General features: G+C 72.3%; 16 protein-coding genes. 4 read left to right on the top strand and 12 right to left on the bottom strand.

What is annotated here, in order from left to right:
* Nucleotides 1–2: 2 nt before the first annotated feature.
* From MT994_RS10020 to MT994_RS09985, 8 genes are all read right to left on the bottom strand, one after another.
* Nucleotides 3–1,337 carry a thymidine phosphorylase gene (locus MT994_RS10020; RefSeq protein WP_051027501.1) on the bottom strand — a complete coding sequence of 445 codons (1,335 nt, stop codon included), beginning with the start codon at nucleotides 1,335–1,337 and terminating at the stop codon, nucleotides 3–5.
* 29 nt (nucleotides 1,338–1,366) lie between these two features.
* Complete coding sequence (locus MT994_RS10015; RefSeq protein ID WP_021482587.1) at nucleotides 1,367–1,831, bottom strand: cytidine deaminase; 465 nt, start codon at nucleotides 1,829–1,831, stop codon at nucleotides 1,367–1,369.
* A 7-nt stretch (nucleotides 1,832–1,838) separates the two neighbouring features.
* The gene (locus tag MT994_RS10010) at nucleotides 1,839–3,134 is read right to left on the bottom strand and encodes an ABC transporter permease (RefSeq protein WP_021482586.1); all 1,296 of its coding nucleotides are present in this window, start codon (nucleotides 3,132–3,134) and stop codon (nucleotides 1,839–1,841) included.
* Complete coding sequence (locus tag MT994_RS10005; protein WP_082774437.1) at nucleotides 3,131–4,336, bottom strand: ABC transporter permease; 1,206 nt, start codon at nucleotides 4,334–4,336, stop codon at nucleotides 3,131–3,133. Before MT994_RS10005 ends, MT994_RS10010 begins: the two co-directional genes overlap by 4 nt.
* A 107-nt stretch (nucleotides 4,337–4,443) precedes the next feature.
* Nucleotides 4,444–6,066: an ABC transporter ATP-binding protein gene (locus MT994_RS10000; RefSeq protein ID WP_354806079.1), complete on the bottom strand. Its 1,623-nt coding sequence runs from the start codon at nucleotides 6,064–6,066 to the stop codon at nucleotides 4,444–4,446.
* A 204-nt stretch (nucleotides 6,067–6,270) separates the two neighbouring features.
* The gene (locus tag MT994_RS09995; RefSeq protein WP_086151488.1) at nucleotides 6,271–7,383 is read right to left on the bottom strand and encodes a BMP family ABC transporter substrate-binding protein; all 1,113 of its coding nucleotides are present in this window, start codon (nucleotides 7,381–7,383) and stop codon (nucleotides 6,271–6,273) included.
* A gap of 226 nt (nucleotides 7,384–7,609) precedes the next feature.
* A complete protein-coding gene (locus tag MT994_RS09990) occupies nucleotides 7,610–8,839 on the bottom strand; it encodes an amidohydrolase (protein WP_354806077.1) in 1,230 nt (409 codons plus the stop codon).
* A complete protein-coding gene (locus MT994_RS09985; protein WP_354806076.1) occupies nucleotides 8,836–9,984 on the bottom strand; it encodes a mannose-1-phosphate guanylyltransferase in 1,149 nt (382 codons plus the stop codon). The genes MT994_RS09990 and MT994_RS09985 overlap by 4 nt, the downstream gene beginning before the upstream one ends.
* 234 nt (nucleotides 9,985–10,218) lie before the next feature.
* On the opposite strand from MT994_RS09985, the gene sdhC reads away from it, so the two are divergent.
* From sdhC to MT994_RS09965, 4 genes are all read left to right on the top strand, one after another.
* Nucleotides 10,219–10,602 (top strand): succinate dehydrogenase, cytochrome b556 subunit, encoded by a 384-nt coding sequence (sdhC, locus tag MT994_RS09980; protein ID WP_021481379.1) that lies wholly within the window; start codon nucleotides 10,219–10,221, stop codon nucleotides 10,600–10,602.
* Entirely contained in the window at nucleotides 10,602–11,060 is a 459-nt protein-coding gene (locus MT994_RS09975; RefSeq protein ID WP_021481378.1) for a succinate dehydrogenase hydrophobic membrane anchor subunit, read from the top strand. The genes sdhC and MT994_RS09975 overlap by 1 nt, the downstream gene beginning before the upstream one ends.
* A gap of 71 nt (nucleotides 11,061–11,131) precedes the next feature.
* Nucleotides 11,132–12,964, top strand: a complete 1,833-nt coding sequence (sdhA, locus tag MT994_RS09970) for a succinate dehydrogenase flavoprotein subunit (protein WP_021481377.1) — start codon at nucleotides 11,132–11,134, stop codon at nucleotides 12,962–12,964.
* Nucleotides 12,964–13,731 (top strand): succinate dehydrogenase iron-sulfur subunit, encoded by a 768-nt coding sequence (locus MT994_RS09965; RefSeq protein WP_021481376.1) that lies wholly within the window; start codon nucleotides 12,964–12,966, stop codon nucleotides 13,729–13,731. The genes sdhA and MT994_RS09965 overlap by 1 nt, the downstream gene beginning before the upstream one ends.
* Nucleotides 13,732–13,982: 251 nt before the next feature.
* On the opposite strand, the gene MT994_RS09960 is transcribed toward MT994_RS09965, so the two are convergent.
* The 4 genes from MT994_RS09960 to MT994_RS09945 form a co-directional block, all read right to left on the bottom strand.
* On the bottom strand, nucleotides 13,983–15,128 hold the full coding sequence (locus MT994_RS09960) for a YhjD/YihY/BrkB family envelope integrity protein (protein WP_171467666.1): 1,146 nt from the start codon (nucleotides 15,126–15,128) through the stop codon (nucleotides 13,983–13,985).
* A gap of 10 nt (nucleotides 15,129–15,138) precedes the next feature.
* A complete protein-coding gene (locus tag MT994_RS09955; protein ID WP_085388256.1) occupies nucleotides 15,139–15,702 on the bottom strand; it encodes a 2'-5' RNA ligase family protein in 564 nt (187 codons plus the stop codon).
* Nucleotides 15,699–16,790 carry a tryptophan--tRNA ligase gene (gene trpS, locus MT994_RS09950; RefSeq protein WP_354806073.1) on the bottom strand — a complete coding sequence of 364 codons (1,092 nt, stop codon included), beginning with the start codon at nucleotides 16,788–16,790 and terminating at the stop codon, nucleotides 15,699–15,701. The genes MT994_RS09955 and trpS overlap by 4 nt, the downstream gene beginning before the upstream one ends.
* 67 nt (nucleotides 16,791–16,857) lie before the next feature.
* Nucleotides 16,858–17,199 (bottom strand): twin-arginine translocase TatA/TatE family subunit, encoded by a 342-nt coding sequence (locus MT994_RS09945; RefSeq protein ID WP_021479805.1) that lies wholly within the window; start codon nucleotides 17,197–17,199, stop codon nucleotides 16,858–16,860.
* Between the last annotated feature and the right edge of the window lies 1 nt (nucleotide 17,200).

The following is a 17,200-nucleotide window of genomic DNA, read 5'->3' as shown; positions in this document are numbered from 1 at the left end:
GCTCAGTCGACGCGGTCCAGGACGACCGAGCCGCGCTCGACCACGGTGCCGGGCTCCGCGACGGACCACGCGCCGTCGAGGGCCTGCACCGCGCGCTCGAAGCGCTCCGGGGTGTCGGTGTGCAGGGTCATGAGGTGCTGACCCTTGCGGACGGTGTCGCCGGGCTTGGCGAAGAGCTCGACGCCCGCGCCCGCCTGCACCGGGTCCTCCTTGCGGGCCCGGCCCGCCCCGAGGCGCCACGCGGCGACCCCGACGGCGTACGCGTCGAGCCGTTCGAGCACCCCGTCGCGGTCGGCCACGACGTGCTCGCGCTCGCGCGCGACGGGCAGCGGGGCGCGCGAGTCGCCGCCCTGCTCCGCGATCATCTCGCGCCACTTGTCGAGCGCGCGCCCGCCCAGGAGGGCGTGGCGCACGTCGTCCTCGTCCTGCGGGCGGCCCGCCCCGGCGAGCATCTCGAGCGCGAGCGCGACCGTGAGGTCGACGACGTCCTGCGGCCCTTCGCCCTTCATCACCTCGACGGACTCGCGCACCTCGAGCGCGTTGCCCGCCGTGAGGCCGAGCGGGGTCGACATGTCGGTGAGCAGCGCGACCGTGCGCACGCCGGCGTCGGTCCCGAGGTCGACCATCGTGCGCGCGAGCTCGCGCGCCGAGCCGAGCTCCTTCATGAAGGCGCCCGAGCCGACCTTGACGTCGAGCACGAGCGCGCCCGTGCCCTCCGCGATCTTCTTGCTCATGATCGAGCTCGCGATGAGCGGGATCGACTCGACCGTCCCCGTGACGTCGCGCAGCGCGTACAGGAGGCGGTCGGCGGGCGCGAGGCCTGAGCCCGCCTGGCAGATCACGGCGCCGACGTGCTCGAGCGCGTTCATCATCTGCGCGTTGGTCAGCGCCGCGCGCCACCCCGGGATCGCCTCGAGCTTGTCGAGCGTGCCGCCCGTGTGGCCCAGGCCGCGGCCGGAGAGCTGCGGCACCGCGACGCCGTACACCGCGACGAGCGGCGCGAGGGGCAGCGTGATCTTGTCGCCGACTCCCCCGGTCGAGTGCTTGTCCGCCGTAGGGCGCGAGAGCCCCGAGAAGTCCATGCGCTCGCCCGACGCGATCATCGCCTGCGTCCAGCGGCCGATCTCGGCGCGGTCCATGCCGTTGAGGTAGATCGCCATCGCGAGGGCGGCCATCTGCTCCTCGGCCACGACGCCGCGCGTGTACGCGTCGATCACCCAGTCGATCTGCTCGGGCGTGAGCCGCGCCCCGTCGCGCTTGGTCCGGATGACGTCGACCGTGTCGAACGCCTCCGGCGCGGGCCCCTCGGTGCCGCGGTCCTCGCCGTCGTCCTCGATGCCGTCCTGCGTGGCCACGTCGTCGCTGGTCACGAGCGCTCCTCCAGATCCTCGGGCCCGAAGGCGTCGGGCAGCACGTCCCTCATCGTCTTGATACCACGCACCGTCTCGACGAGCAGGTCGGGCCCTCCGTGCTCCCACAGGAGCTGGCGGCACCGGCCGCACGGCATGAGCGGCGCGCCGTGCCGGTCGACGCACGCGAACGCCACGAGACGGCCGCCGCCCGAGCCGACGAGCGAGCTCACGAGCGAGCACTCCGCGCACAGCGTCACGCCGTACGCGGCGTTCTCCACGTTGCAGCCGACGACGACGCGGCCGTCGTCCACGAGCGCGGCCGCGCCCACGGGGAAGCCCGAGTACGGCGCGTAGGCGCGGGTCATGATGTCGCGCGCCGCGGTGCGCAGCGCGTCCCAGTCGACGGCCGGCCCGGCGGCGGACCCGTCCGGGTCCGTCCCCCCGCCCGGCCGGGTACCGCCGTCGTGCACGTCCGTCATGCCGTCCTCACTTGACGTAGGGGATGCCCTCGGCGGCCGGCGGGCGCACGCGCCCGACGAGGCCGGCGACGGCGAAGATCGTCACGACGTACGGCGTCATGAGCATGATCTGGCTCGGGATCGGCGTCCCGACGATGCCGAGCACCGTCTGGAGGTTGTCCGAGAACCCGAACAGGAGCGCCGCGACGAGCGCGCCGACGGGGTTCCAGCGCCCGAGGATCATGGCGGCGAGCGCGATGAAGCCCTTGCCGCCCGTCATCTCCTTGCCGAAGGCGAGCCCCGCGGCGACGGTGAAGAACGCGCCGCCGAGGCCGGCGACCGCGCCGCCCAGGATCGTGTTGCGCACGCGCGTCGCGTTGACCTTGATGCCGACGGTGTCGGCGGCCTTCGGGTGCTCGCCGACCGCGCGCAGGCGCAGGCCCCAGCGGCTGCGGAACAGGAAGACCTGCAGCAGGATCACGACCACGTACATGAGGTACACGAGGAGGGTCTGGCGGAACAGCACCGGCCCGACGACCGGGATCTGCGACAGCACCGGGATCTCGATGACGGGCAGCGGGTTGCGCGAGTTCCACGTCGCCGGGTCCGCGCTGAGGACCGTCGAGTAGAGGTAGCTCGTCACGCCGACGACCAGCACGTTGAGCACGACGCCGACGATGATCTGGTTCACCCAGTACTTCACCGAGAAGATCACGAGCAGCACGCCCACGAGCGCGCCCGCGATCGGCGCGGCGATGAGGCCGGCGTACGCCGACGACGTGAGCGAGGCGACGACCGCGGCGAGGAAGGCCCCCGCGAGGAGCTGGCCCTCGATCGCGATGTTGATGATGCCGACGCGCTCGCACAGCACGCCGGAGAGCGCGCCGAACACGAGCGGGACCGCGAGGAAGAGCGAGCCCTGGAGCAGGCCCGTCAGCGGGATCGCCGACTTCCCGGCCCCGGCCCAGGCGAGGAACGCGAAGACGACCGCGACGCCGTACACGATCGGCAGCCACACGCCGACCTTGCGCCGGTCGCGCGCGGCCCAGAACGACAGGCCGGCGAGCAGCAGCGCGAGGATCGACAGGAACAGCGCCGCCCCGGTGGAGCTCACCGTGATCGGCTCGATCTGGAAGAAGTCCTTCGCCGTCGAGAGGCGGAACGTCGTCTGCTGGCCGCCCGCGGGGAGCAGCGCGAAGAAGACGAGGGCCAGCAGCCCGATGACCCCGTACGCGACCGGGGCCTTCCAGCTGATGGGCGGCAGCGGCTTGGCCGCGCGCTCCGGCGCGGCGGCCGGTGCCGGGGTGGTGGTCGCGGTGCTCATGCTCCGGCCTCCTGGGTGGTCGTCGTGGTCGGGACGGCCTTCGCGCGGCGGCGGGCTGCCTGCCGTTCGGCGCGCGTCGGGCCGCCCGGGGTCGGGAGGCGGAAGATCGCCCGCACGAGCGGCGGCGCGGCGATGAAGAGCACGATCAGCGACTGCACGACGAGGACGATGTCGATCGGCGTGCCCGTGCGGGCCTGCATGACGAACCCGCCCGCGCGCAGCGCGCCGAACAGCAGGCCGGCGAGCACCGTCCCGAGCGGACGGGACCTCCCGAGCAGCGCCACCGTGATCGCGTCGAACCCGAAGCTCGCCGCGACGCCGGCCGTGAGGACGTGCTCCGTGCCGAGCACCTGCGCGCTGCCCGCGAGGCCCGCGAGCGCGCCCGCGATGGCCATGACCCACACCGTCGTCCACGGGACCGACATGCCCGCGGTCCGGGCCGCGTGCGGGTTCTCTCCGACGGCGCGGAAGCGGAAGCCGAGCGTCGAGCGCTCCATGAGCCACCACACGCCGACCGCGACGAGCAGCGCGAGGACGAACCCCGCGTGGAGGCGGAAGCCCTCGCCCAGCAGCAGCGGGAACTGCGCGTTCCCCGGGATGCGCGGGCTGATCGGGTTGGAGCTGCCCGGCGCCTGGAACGGCTTCGTCGTGAGCAGGTACGCGACGAGGTAGATCGCGATGTTGTTGAGCATGATCGTGACGATCACCTCGTGGGCGCCCGTGCGGGCCTTGAGCACGCCCGCGATGCTCGCCCACAGGGCCCCGCCGAGCGCGGCGCCCAGCACGGCGAGCAGGAGGTGCAGCCCCGGCGGGAGCGCGAACGTCCAGCCGACGAACCCGGCGAAGATGCCGCCGAGGATGATCTGGCCCTGCGCACCGATGTTGAACAGGCCCGCGCGGAAGCCGATGCCGAGCCCGAGGCCCGCGAGGATGAGCGGCGTCGCGACCGTCATCGTCTCGGTGAGGGGGCGCAGCGCCCGCGAGACGTCGGGCGCGTCGACGTTGAGGACCGCGCCCTGGAAGAGCGCGGCGTACGCGCCGAACACCGCGTCCCAGACGGCCTGGAAGAAGTCCGACGGGCGCGCGAAGAAGTAGGACGCCGCCTCCTGGACCGCGGGGTCGGCCGCCGCGATGAGGACGCCGCCCAGGATCAGCGCGGCGACGATCGCGAGCAGCGAGACGAGCCAGCTGCTCTCGAGCATCTCGCGCAGGACGCCCTGCCCGGCCGGCGCCTCCGGCTTCTGCGGGTCGCTCGGCGGTGCGGCCGTCGGCGGGAGCGCCGACGCGTCGTCGGGCGTGGCCTGCTGGGTCACTGGATCTCCTCCTCGCGGGCGGCGGCCGCGTCCTGCGCGGCGCCCGACGGCGCGTCCTCGGCGACGGCGTCCGCCTCGCCGAGGGTCGTGTGGTGCTCGGCGGCCTGCACGACGGCCTCCTCGAGCGGGACCCCGGCCATCATGAGGCCGAGGACGTCGCGGTCGGTGTCGCCGGGCACGACCCCGACGACGCGGCCGCGGTACATGACGGCGATCCGGTCGGCGAGGGCGAGCACCTCGTCGAGCTCCGTCGACACGATGATCACGGGGGTGCCGTTGTCGCGCTCCTGCACGATGCGCCGGTGCACGAACTCGATCGAGCCGACGTCGAGGCCGCGCGTCGGCTGCGACGCGATGAACAGGCGCAGCGGGCGCGACATCTCGCGCGCGAGGACGACCTTCTGCTGGTTGCCGCCGGAGAGCGTGCCCGCCGGGGTCTCGACCGACTGGGTGCGCACGTCGAACTCGCCGATGCGCTGCTCGGCGTTCGCGCGGATCGTGCCGCGCGCGAGCGCGCCGCCGCGCGAGTAGGGCGCGGACGTCACGAGGTCGAGCACGAGGTTCTCCTCGACGGAGAACGTCCCGATGATCCCGTCGGTGCTGCGGTCCTCGGGCACGTAGCCCACGCCCGCCTCGAGCACCTGGGACACGCTGCGCCCCACGAGCTCCTTGCCGTCGAGCAGGATCGAGCCCGCGACCGGCTTGCGCAGCCCGACGATCGTCTCCGTGAGCTCGGTCTGGCCGTTGCCCTGGACCCCCGCGACGACGAGGATCTCGCCGCGCGCGACCTCCAGGCTCACGCGGTCGACGACGGCCGTGCCGGCGTCGTCCATGACCGTGAGCTCGTCGACCTGGAACGTGGTGTCACCGTTCTCCGCGGGCGCCTTGTCGACCCCGAGGGAGACGGAGCGCCCGACCATGAGGGACGCGAGCTCGGTCTCGCTCGCGCTCGGGTCGGCGGTGCCGACGACCTTGCCGCGGCGGATGACCGTGATGCGGTCGGCGACGGCGCGCACCTCGCGCAGCTTGTGCGTGATGAAGACGATCGACGTCCCCGCGGCCTTGAGCTCGCGCATGATCGCGATGAGCTCGTCCGTCTCCTGCGGCGTGAGGACCGCGGTCGGCTCGTCGAGGATGAGGACGCGCGCGTCGCGCGACAGGGCCTTGATGATCTCGACGCGCTGCTGCACGCCGACGGGGATGTCCTCGACCATCGCGTCCGGGTTCACCTCGAACCCGAACCGGTCCGAGATCTCCTGGACGAGGCGGCGCGCGCGCCGCGCGTCGATGAGACCCGCGCCCTTCACGGGCTCGTGCCCCAGCGCGACGTTCTCGGCGACCGTGAACACCGGGACCAGCATGAAGTGCTGGTGCACCATGCCGATGCCGGCGGCCATCGCGTCGCCCGGGCCCGCGAACTGCACGGGCACGTCGTCGACGAGGATCTGCCCGTCGTCCGGGTCGTACAGCCCGTACAGCACGTTCATGAGCGTGCTCTTGCCCGCCCCGTTCTCCCCGAGCAGGGCATGGATCTCGCCGGGCTCGATGACCAGGTCGATGTGGTCGTTGGCGACCAGGGACCCGAAGACCTTCGTGATCCCTCGCAGCTCCAGCTTCACCGGTCTGCCTCTCCTCGTGCTTCGCAGTCGTACCGCGGTGTCGACCTCGATCCCGTCGAGGTACTCCATCGAACCGCACCCGCGGGAGCGCGGCGCGTCGTCGCGGCCCCGACGACACCGTCGTCGTCATGACGGTGGCCCGGGCGCTGGGCCCGGGCCACCGGTGCCGGTCGCCCGTGGGCGGCCGGCGGGTTCAGCGTCGCGTCACGGCGCGTTCGGCGACTCGACGACGAGGTCGCCCGCGATGATCTGCTCCTGGTACTGGGCGAGCTGGTCCTGCAGCTCGGCCGGGACCGCGTCCTCGAAGTCGTGGAACGGCGCCAGGCCGACGCCCTCGTTCTCGAGCGTGCCGACGTACGGCTCGCTCGTGAAGTTGCCGTCCGCCGACTCGCTCACGGTGTCGAAGACCGCCGGGCCGATCTGCTTCATCACGGACGTGAGGATGATGCTCCCGTAGTCCGTCGTGAGGAAGCCGTCCGAGTCGACCCAGATGATCTTCGCGCCGCCGCTCTCGGCCGCCGCGGCGGCACCGAGGCCGACCGGGCCGGCGACGGGCATGATGATGTCCGCGCCCTGGTCGATGAAGCCCTGCGTGACGTTCTGGCCGTTCGCCTGGTTGTCGAAGTCGCCGGTGAACGTGCCGGTCTGCGCTTCCTTGTCCCAGCCGAGGACCTTGACGTCGGTGCCGTTGTCCTCGTTGTACTTCGCGACGCCGTCGACGTAGCCGTCCATGAAGATGGCGACCGACGGGATCTGGATGCCGCCGAACGTGGCGACCGTGCCCGTCTCCGTCATGCCCGCCGCGAGGTAGCCGGCGAGGAACGCCGCCTCCGCGGTGTTGAAGAGGATCGGCTTCGCGTTGTCGATCTCGACCGGCTCCGGCGGGTCGTCCGACGTGGCGCCCGGGTTGCTGAACGCCGAGTCGATGAGGGCGAAGTGCACGTCCGTGTTGGCCTCGGCCGCCGACTGGATCGGGTCCTCGAGGAGGAAGCCGACGCCGATGATGAGGTTGCAGCCCTGCTGGACGAGGCTGTCGATGTTCGGGCCGTAGTCGGTGTCCGCCTGGGACTCGACCTCGTGCGTCGTGATGCCGAGCTCCGTCTTGGCCTTCTCGAGGCCCTCGTAGCCCGACTGGTTGAAGGACTGGTCGTCGAACCCGCCGGCGTCGGAGACCATGCACGCGGAGAAGTCGGAGTTGCCGCCCGCGGTGCTGTCGCCGCCGCCGCTCGTCTCGTCGTCCTCGGGCGCGGCGCCGCACGCGGCCAGCGCGAGCGCGGCGACCGCCGCGAGGGCGGTGACCTGAGTCGCTCTCTTCACCTGATAGCTCCTGTCGTTCTCGTAGCAGTGCCGCGCAGGGAAGGACCCCTGGGCCCTCCCGAGCACCGTTGCACGGGAGGACCGGTCCGTCGGCCTCTATAGGACCGAAGACTAATCAGCCCGAGGGGTCCAGCACGTTACTTGCCGGTAACGCGGGCGCTTCGTTATGCAAGCGTCACTTTGCGTCTGAGGCGTGACACACCCCTGTCCACGGGTCGGGACCGGTTCACCCGTCCTGGCCCGCGGCGACGCGCGCGAGGAGCCGCATGCCCAGGCCGATCGCGCGCTCGTCCACCTGGAGGTCGCCCTGGTGGATGTCGTAGCTGCGCCCGCCCGGCGTCCGCGTGCCGAGGCGGGCCATCGCCCCGGGCACCTTCGTCAGGTACCAGGCGAAGTCCTCGCCGCCGAGCGACTGCTCGGTGAGCACCACGCTGTCCGGGCCCAGGACGTCGCGCGCGGCAGCCTCGAGCAGGCCGGTGCAGCGCTCGTCGTTCTCGACGGGCGGGACGCCCCGCGTGTGGTGCACGGTCACCTCGACCTCGTACGGCGCGACGACCTGCTCCACCGCGTCGTGCAGCACCTGCCCCGCGAACTCCCACGCGCGCACGTCGAGGCAGCGCAGGGTGCCGCGGACCGTGCCGGTGCTCGGGATGGCGTTGTGCGCGGAGCCCGCGTGGACGGCCCCCCACGTGAGGTTGACGCCCGAGCGCGGGTCCAGCCGACGGCCGAGCACCGCGGGGACCTGCGTGATGACCTGGCCCAGCGCGTACACCACGTCGCCGGTCAGGTGCGGTCGCGACGTGTGGCCGCCCGGGGAGGCGATCGTCACGGAGACCTCGTCGGACGCCGACGTGATCGGGCCGATCCGCGTGCCGATGCGACCCACGTCGACCTTCGGGTCGCAGTGCACGGCGTAGATCTCGTCGACGCCGTCCATCGCCCCGGCCGCGAGGACGTCGAGCGACCCGCCCGGCTGGACCTCCTCGGCGGGCTGGAGCACGAGCCGCACGCCGCGGCGCAGCTCGCCCTGCGCGTGGAGGTCCGCGAGCACGAGCCCGGCACCGAGCACGACGGCCGTGTGCACGTCGTGGCCGCACGCGTGCGCGACGCCTGGCACGGTCGACGCCCACGGGAGGCCGCAGCGGTCCTGGAGCGGCAGCGCGTCGATGTCCGCACGCAGGGCGACGCGGCCCTCCGGGGCGGCCGCGCCGTCGGGCACGCCCGCGGCGGTCGTGCCCGGCTCCGGGCCGACGTCGCACACGAGACCCGTGCCCGGCAGGAGCCGCGGCTCGAGGCCCGCGGCGCGCAGGCGGTCGGCGAGCAGCGCCGTGGTGCGCGTCTCGGCGCGCGAGACCTCGGGGTGGGCGTGGATGTCGCGGCGGATCGCCACGACCTCGTCCACGTGGCGCGCGACGGCGGCCCCGATGCGGGCGGCGAGGGTCACGTCGGCGCTCACAGGAGCTCGTCCATCCCGAGCTCGCGCACCGTGTCGACCATCGACTTCACCTGCTGCGCGCGCGCCCGCGTCGTGACGAGGAGTGCGTCGGGGGTGTCGACCACGACGACGTCGTCGAGACCGAGGACCGTCACGACGCGGTCGCTCGCGGGCACGACGACCGAGCCCGCGCTCTCGCGTCGCACGACGCGCCCCGTGTCGCCGAGCACCTTGGAGCCCGCCCCGTCGACGGACGGGAGGAGGGCGGCGAGGGAGTTGAAGTCGCCCACGTCGTCCCAACCGAACGTGCCGGGGACGACGGCGACGCCCCCGACCGCGGCGACCGGCTCGGCCACCGCGTGGTCGATCGCGATCCGCTCGAGCGCCGGCCACCGCTCCGCGAGCACGCGGTCGCGGTCGGGGCCGTCCCACTCGGCCGCGATCGCGCGCAGACCGTCGTGCAGCTCGGGGCGCTGGTCCGCGAGGTGCCCGAGGAGCACGGACGAGCGCACGATGAACATGCCGGCGTTCCACCGGTACTCCCCGGACGCGAGGTAGCGCTGCGCGGTCGCGGCGTCCGGCTTCTCCGTGAAGCCGCGCACGTGCTGCGCGCTCGGTGCCCCCGCGACGCCGAGCGGGGCGCCGCTGTGCACGTACCCGAACGCCGTCGACGGCCGCGACGCCGCGATGCCGATCGTCACGACGTACCCGGCGCGCGCCGCCTCCACCGCCTCGCGCACCGAGGACTCGAAGGCGGCACGACCCGTGATCACCTGGTCCGCGGCGAACGAGCCGACGACGACGTCGCCGTGCCGCTCCTCGAGCACCGCCGCGGCGAGCCCGATGGCCGCCATCGAGTCCCGGGGCGACGGCTCCGCGAGCACGTTCTCGGCCGGCAGGCCCGGGAGCTGCGTGCGCGCCGCCGCGACGTGCCGGTCTCCCGTGACGAGCACGACGCCCTGCTCCCCCGCGAGCGGCACGAGCCGGTCGACCGTCGCCTGGAGCAGGGAGCGCCCCGAGCCGGTGAGGTCGAGCAGGAACTTCGGGGAGCCCGCCCGCGAGAGCGGCCACAGCCGGGTGCCGGCGCCTCCCGCGGGGACGACGGCGAAGAAGCCGGGGATCGGCGACCCGGACGGGCCGGAGGAGTCGTGCGGCGAAGAGGCCATGAGGGCCAGCATAGTGAGGGCCACAGTTCCCCCGCGGGCTGTGGGATCAGTCACAAACCCACGGCACGGGGCCGTTCCGCCGCCCCCGGCGGTCCGCATCATGACGTCGATGTCACTATGGTGGAAGCCCTGAGACCGATGCCGACGACGGTCCCGGGGTCCGGACTGAGGGAGTTCCGGACCACGGCCGGAACGTGACATCTCCCCCTGATCTCGCCACAGGAGGCCCCCAAAGTGCCCAGTGCACCAGCCGGCACGCTCTACCGCGGCCGCGAAGGCATGTGGTCGTGGGTCGCGCACCGCGTGACCGGCGTGCTCATCTTCTTCTTCCTGCTCGTGCACGTGCTCGACACGGCGCTCGTGCGGGTCTCGCCCGAGGCGTACAACGCCGTCATCGGGACGTACCAGACGCCGATCATGGGTATCGGTGAGGCGGGCCTGGTCGCGGCCATCGTCTTCCACGCCTTCAACGGCATCCGCATCATCCTGGTCGACTTCTGGTCCAAGGGCCCGCGGTACCAGCGCACGATGCTCTGGGTCGTCGTCGGCCTGTTCGTCGTGACGATGGCCGGGTTCCTGCCGCGCCACCTGATGAACGTCTTCGGAGGGGGGCACTGATGGCCGCCGCACCCACGGTCGAGGTCGCGAGCCCGCGCGACCCGTACAAGCGCCGCAAGGCCACGCGCAGCAACTACGAGCTGTACAGCTGGATCTTCATGCGCGCCTCCGGCGTCGTGCTGATCGTCCTCATCTTCGGGCACCTGTTCGTCAACCTCATGGTCGGCGAGGGCGTGCACGCGATCGACTTCGGCTTCGTCGCCGGCAAGTGGGCCTCGCCGTTCTGGCAGATCTGGGACCTGCTCATGCTGTGGCTCGCCATGTTCCACGGCACCAACGGCGTCCGCACGATCATCAACGACTACGCCGAGCGTGACGGCACTCGCCTCGTCCTCAAGCTCGCGCTGTACCTCGCCTTCACGATCGTCACGGTCCTCGGCACGCTCGTGATCTTCACGTTCGAGCCCTGCCCCGCGAACGCCCCGGCCGAGCTGCTCGCGTCGTTCTGCACGGCCTGAGCACCGCACCACCGCACGCCCCCGTCTTCCTCTCGCTCCACCCGGCTCTCTCCCAGGAGGCATCGACCCCGATGCAAACCCATCAGTACGACGTCGTCATCGTCGGCGCAGGCGGCGCCGGGATGCGCGCGGCGCTGGAGTCGTCCGGCAAGGTCCGGACGGCCGTCATCTCCAAGCTCTACCCCACGCGCTCGCACACGGGCGCCGCGCAGGGCGGCATGTGCGCCGCGCTCGCGAACGTGGAGGAGGACAACTGGGAGTGGCACACGTTCGACACGGTCAAGGGCGGCGACTACCTCGTCGACCAGGACGCCGCGGAGATCATGGCCAAGGAGGCCATCGACGCCGTCCTCGACCTCGAGCGCATGGGCCTGCCGTTCAACCGCACGCCCGAGGGCCGCATCGACCAGCGCCGGTTCGGCGGGCACACGCGCAACCACGGCGAGGCCGCGGTGCGCCGCTCGTGCTACGCCGCGGACCGCACCGGCCACATGATCCTCCAGACGCTCTACCAGCAGTGCGTCAAGCAGGACGTCGAGTTCTTCAACGAGTTCTACGTCCTCGACCTCATCACCGACCACGACCTCTCCGCGGGCGAGATCCCCGACGACGAGACGGTCACCGCGACCGGCGTCGTCGCCTACGACCTCGCGTCCGGCGAGATCCACGTCTTCCAGGCGAAGGCGATCATCTTCGCCACCGGTGGCGCGGGCAAGATCTTCAAGACGACGTCCAACGCGCACACGCTCACGGGCGACGGCATGGCCCTGGCCTACCGCCGCGGCCTGCCGCTCGAGGACATGGAGTTCTTCCAGTTCCACCCGACCGGCCTCGCGGGCCTCGGCATCCTCCTGTCGGAGGCCGCCCGCGGCGAGGGCGGCATCCTGCGCAACGCGGACGGCGAGCGCTTCATGGAGCGCTACGCCCCCACCATCAAGGACCTCGCGCCGCGCGACATCGTCGCCCGGTCCATGGCGAACGAGGTCCGCGAGGGCCGCGGCGCCGGGCCGAACAAGGACTACGTCCTGCTCGACCTCACGCACCTCGAGCCCGCGCACATCGACGCCAAGCTCCCCGACATCACCGAGTTCGCGCGGACCTACCTCGGGATCGAGCCGTACACCGAGCCCGTGCCCGTGTACCCCACGGCGCACTACGCGATGGGCGGCATCCCGACCAACGTCGACGCCGAGGTGCTGCGCGACAGCCACAACGTCGTCAAGGGCCTCTACGCCGCCGGTGAGGTCGCGTGCGTCAGCGTGCACGGCTCCAACCGTCTCGGCACCAACTCGCTGCTCGACATCAACGTCTTCGGCAAGCGCGCCGGCCGCACGGCCGCCGCCTACGCCGCGACCGCGTCGTACAGCGAGCTCCCGGAGAACCCCGCCGCGGCCGTCGTCGCGCAGCTCGAGGAGATGCGCAACCGTCCCGACGGCGAGCGCGTCGCCGACGTCCGCAAGGCGCTCCAGGAGACCATGGACGCCAACGCCCAGGTGTTCCGCACGGGCGAGTCGCTCAACCAGGCCCTCGCGGACATCCGCGACCTGCAGAAGCGCTACAAGAACGTGTCCGTGCAGGACAAGGGCCGCCTGTTCAACACCGACCTCCTCGAGGCGATCGAGCTCGGGTTCCTCCTCGACATCGCCGAGGTCACCGTGGTCGCGGCGATCAACCGCAAGGAGTCCCGCGGCGGCCACTACCGCGAGGACTTCCCGGACCGCGACGACGCCAACTACATGCTGCACACCATGGCCTACCGCCGTCCGACGTCCGCCAGCGACGTCGCCGACGGACACGTCGCGGGCTACTTCGACCACGTCGAGCAGTTCGACGGCTACAAGGTCGCCCTGGGCTCCAAGCCCGTCACCCAGACCCGGTACGAGCCCATGGAGCGGAAGTACTGATGACTGCCACACTCGAGAGCCCGGCCACCGAGCCCAAGGCCGGGGAGATCCCCTCGTTCGAGGTCACGCTCCGCGTCCGCCGCTACTCCCCCGAGTCGGAGCACGGCGAGGAGGCGTACTGGGACGAGTTCACCGTCCAGGCGCACGGCACCGACCGCGTGCTCGACGCCCTGCACAAGATCAAGTGGGAGCACGACGGCTCCCTGACGTTCCGCCGCTCGTGCGCGCACGGCGTGTGCGGCTCGGACGCGATGCGCATCAACGGCCGCAACCGGCTCGCGTGCAAGACGCTCCTCAAGGACGTCAACCCCGACAAGCCGATCACGGTCGAGCCCATCAAGGGCCTGCCCGTGGTCAAGGACCTCGTCGTGGACATGGAGCCGTTCTTCGCGTCGTACCGCGAGATCATGCCGTTCCTCATCACGTCCGGGAACGAGCCGAGCAAGGAGCGCCTCCAGTCCGCCGCGCAGCGCGAGCGCTTCGACGACACCACCAAGTGCATCCTGTGCGCCGCGTGCACGTCGTCCTGCCCGGTGTTCTGGACCGACGGCCAGTACTTCGGCCCCGCCGCCATCGTCAACGCGCACCGGTTCATCTTCGACAGCCGCGATGAGGGCGCCACGCAGCGCCTGGAGATCCTCAACGACAAGGAGGGCGTGTGGCGCTGCCGCACGACCTTCAACTGCACCGAGGCCTGCCCGCGCGGCATCGAGGTCACGAAGGCGATCCAGGAGGTCAAGCGCGCGATGATCACCCGCGCGTTCTGACACCCCCCGCACCGCACCGAAGGGCGCCGACCGGACGGTCGGCGCCCTTCGTCGTCCCCCGGTCACGCCGCGGCCTCCTCGACGAACGCCACCGTGACCGACCACCACGACCGCGATCGGCGTTCGCGACCGAGATCGGCGTCTGGGGCTGAGATCGGCAGCCGCCCGTGCCGATCTCGGCAGCGCGTGCCGATCTCGGCAGCGGTCTCGACAGCGCGTGCCGATCTCGCCCCGCCGCCCGAGCGCTGCGGTCACGTCCCCCGCGGCAGACGGGCCCGGCGGACACCGCGGACCACGGGGCTCCACGGGCGGTGCGATCCGTGGCCGGCGCGGACGTGCTCCTCGGTGGACGGCTCGACGTCGTCGCGCGGGCTCTCGACGGAGTGGCGGGGCGCCCGGAGGTGGCGGCCGTCGGCCGGGGGGTCGCCGTCGAGCACGGGCAGCTCGGGACGGCCGTCGCGCGCGTGCCGGGCGCCGTCGGGCACCGGGTCGGGCGGGCGCGGCGGGTTCGCCATCCACGCGCACACGGCCAGGAGGATGCGCGCGGTGAAGTTGACGAGGAGCAGCAGCGTCACGAGGACGGCGAACGACGCCAGGAGGGCGTTCCGCGTGGCGCTGCTCTCGACGAACGACGACCCGAGGTAGCGGAGCACGCCGAACCCGACGGCGGCGGTGAGCGAGCCGACGAGGAGGTCGCGGCGTCGGACCCGCACCCCCGCGAGGAGCCGCACGACGACGACCACGACGAGCGCGTCGAGCAGGACGCTCACGACGAGGCCCGCACCGGTGACGAGGACGGCGGGCCCGCCGGAGAGCCCGATCGCCTCGAGGATCTGGTTGCCGAGGGACGTGACGGCGATGCCGGCGACGGCGGAGACGAGGAGGAACAGCGCGAGGAGGAAGAACCCGAGCAGGGCGCGCGCCCGGGCGAGCACGGGGCTCTGGCCGACGTCGCTCACGCCGAACATGGTCCGCACGGCGCCACGCAGGTGGTACATGAACGACACGACGGAGAAGAGCAGCACCACGCCCGCGACGACGCTCGTGACGCTGAGCCCGGAGTCGAGCAGGAGCTGGTCGGGCCGGATGGCACCCGGTTGGCCGTCGAGGGCGATGAGGCCGGGCACGAGCTCGTTGATCTCGCCGAAGACGACGTCCATGAGCTCCTGGCGGCCGCCCAGGACCCGCATGAAGACGGTGTAGCCGATCGTCAGCGCGGCGAACAGCGAGAACAGCGCGGAGTACGCGATGCCGCCGCACAGGAGCGCGCCGCGCGCGTACAGGTAGCGGTAGGTCGCGCGGCCGGGCCGGCTGTCCTTCCAGCGCTCGACGAGGGCGTCCACCCGCGCGCGCGTGCGGGTGACGGCGCGCGGGGCGGCAGGGCGGGGCGACGTCACGCCCCGAACCCTACGAGGCGGTCGCTCCCGCGGCATCCGCGCCGAGGGGGAACACCTGCTCGGGGCGCCAGACGCCGTCGTCCCCGTGCTCGTAGAGCGAGAAGCCGGCGACGTCGAACTGCGCGTCGTAGGTCGCCATCTGGTCGAACGCCGCGTCGAGCGCGGCCTCGGGCACCTCGTGCGCGACGGTCACGTGCGGGTGGTAGTTGAACCGCAGGTCCTGGGCGAGCGGTCCGGTGCGGATCGCGCTCTCGAGGTGCTCGCACTCCGCGATGCCCTCGACCACCTGGACGAACACCACGGGCGAGACGGGCCGGAACGTCGCGCTCCCCCGCAGGTGGAGGCGGAACGGCGCCGCGGTCGACGCGACCTCGGCCAGGTGCGCGCGCGCCGTGTCGAGCGCGGTGCGGTCCAGGACCGTCGGGCCGAGGAGCGTCACGTGCGGCGGGATCGACCGCGCGAGCGGGTCGCCGAACCGTGCGCGCGCGTCCTGGAGCTGCGTCGCGAACGGCTCAGGCACCTCGATCGCGATGCCGATCCGCACCTGGTGGGGCTCGCGCTCCGGGAGGTTCACGCGGTCGTCCCGCCCACGGGCAGCAGACCGACGCGGTCGTAGACGCGGGCGAGCGTGCCGGCCGCGATCTCGCGGGCCTTCTGCGCGCCGCGCGCGAGCACCGCGTCGAGCTCGGCCGGGTCAGCCAGGTAGGTGTTGGCACGCTCCTGGAACGGCGCGAGGAAGTCGACGACGACGTCCGCCAGGTCCACCTTGAGGCGCCCGTAGCCCTGGCCGTCGTACTCGGCGGCGATCGCCTCGACGTCCCGCCCCGTGAGCGCCGAGTAGATGGTCAGCAGGTTCGACACGCCGGGCTTGGCGACCGGGTCGTAGCGGATCTCCGTGCCGGAGTCGGTCGCGGCCGACCGGATCCGCTTGGCGGCGACCTTCGGGTCGTCGAGCAGCCAGATGACGCCCTTGCCGTTGGACGAGGACTTGCTCATCTTCGCCGTCGGCTCCTGGAGGTCGTAGATCTTCGCGACCGACCGGACGATGTGGGCCTCCGGCACGACGGCGGTCCCGTCGCCGAAGCGGGCGTTGAGCCGCTCCGCGAGGTCGCGGGTGAGCTCGAGGTGCTGGCGCTGGTCCTCGCCGACCGGCACGAGCGCCGCGTCGTAGAGCAGGATGTCGGCCGCCATGAGCACGGGGTACGTGAACAGCCCGACGGTCGTGCCGTCGGCGCCCTGCTTCGCGGACTTGTCCTTGAACTGGGTCATGCGGCCCGCCTCGCCGAAGCCCGTCTGGCACGACAGCACCCACGACAGCTCGGCGTGCTGCGGCACGTGCGACTGGACGAACAGCGCCGAGCGGTCCGGGTCCACGCCGCCGGCGAGGTACTGGGCGGCCGTACGGCGGGTGCGCTCGCGGAGCCGCTCCGGGTCGGGGTTGACCGTCAGCGCGTGGAGGTCGACGACGCAGTACAGGGCGTCGTACGCGTCCTGGAGGGAGACCCACTGGCGCAGCGCACCGATGTAGTTCCCGAGCTGCAGCGAGTCCTCCGTGGGCTGCATGCCCGAGAGGATCCGTGGCCGGGTGCCCGTCGGGCTCCCGGGCTCCTGCGTGGTCTCCGGGACCGGTGCCGGACCGATGTGCGTCGCCTCGATGGACATTGCCCCATTCTGACAGGTGCTCGGGCGCCGGAACGAATCGCCGTCGTGCCGCGGTCGGACGACCGGGTCAGGTGGCCTCGTCGTCGAACGGTGCCGGGCCCTGCGGCGCGACGGGGGCGGGCGGCGGGGGCGGGGAGACGCGCTCGGGCAGGGGGTCGTCGTCCAGGAGGGCCTCGCGGACGATCCGGCGCGGGTCGTACTGGCGCGGGTCGAGCTTGGCCCAGTCGACGTCGGACAGCTCCTCGCCGAGCTCCGCGTCCACGCGCGACTTCGCGTCGCGCAGGTAGCCCCGCGCGGACCGCACGAACGCCCCGAGCTGCTCCGCGTAGCGCGGCAGGCGCTCGGGACCGATGACGACGACCGCCACGATGAGGAGCACGACGAACTCGGCTCCGTTGATCCCGAACACG

Source organism: Cellulosimicrobium sp. MI9406 (assembly GCF_040595865.1).
Lineage (GTDB): Bacteria > Actinomycetota > Actinomycetes > Actinomycetales > Cellulomonadaceae > Cellulosimicrobium > Cellulosimicrobium funkei.
The sequence above is the reverse complement of the archived record's forward strand: the minus strand, read 5'-3'. Positions and strand labels throughout refer to the sequence as shown.

What these genes read in the sequence shown, in the direction of transcription:
- MT994_RS10015 (WP_021482587.1), bottom strand. Translation starts at nt 1,831, where the DNA reads ATGACGGACGTGCACGACGGCGGTACCCGGCCGGGCGGGGGGACGGAC.
- MT994_RS10010 (WP_021482586.1), bottom strand. Translation starts at nt 3,134, where the DNA reads ATGAGCACCGCGACCACCACCCCGGCACCGGCCGCCGCGCCGGAGCGC.
- MT994_RS10005 (WP_082774437.1), bottom strand. Translation starts at nt 4,336, where the DNA reads ATGCTCGAGAGCAGCTGGCTCGTCTCGCTGCTCGCGATCGTCGCCGCG.
- MT994_RS09985 (WP_354806076.1), bottom strand. Translation starts at nt 9,984, where the DNA reads ATGGCCTCTTCGCCGCACGACTCCTCCGGCCCGTCCGGGTCGCCGATC.
- MT994_RS09975 (WP_021481378.1), top strand. Translation starts at nt 10,602, where the DNA reads ATGGCCGCCGCACCCACGGTCGAGGTCGCGAGCCCGCGCGACCCGTAC.
- sdhA (WP_021481377.1), top strand. Translation starts at nt 11,132, where the DNA reads ATGCAAACCCATCAGTACGACGTCGTCATCGTCGGCGCAGGCGGCGCC.
- MT994_RS09965 (WP_021481376.1), top strand. Translation starts at nt 12,964, where the DNA reads ATGACTGCCACACTCGAGAGCCCGGCCACCGAGCCCAAGGCCGGGGAG.
- trpS (WP_354806073.1), bottom strand. Translation starts at nt 16,790, where the DNA reads ATGTCCATCGAGGCGACGCACATCGGTCCGGCACCGGTCCCGGAGACC.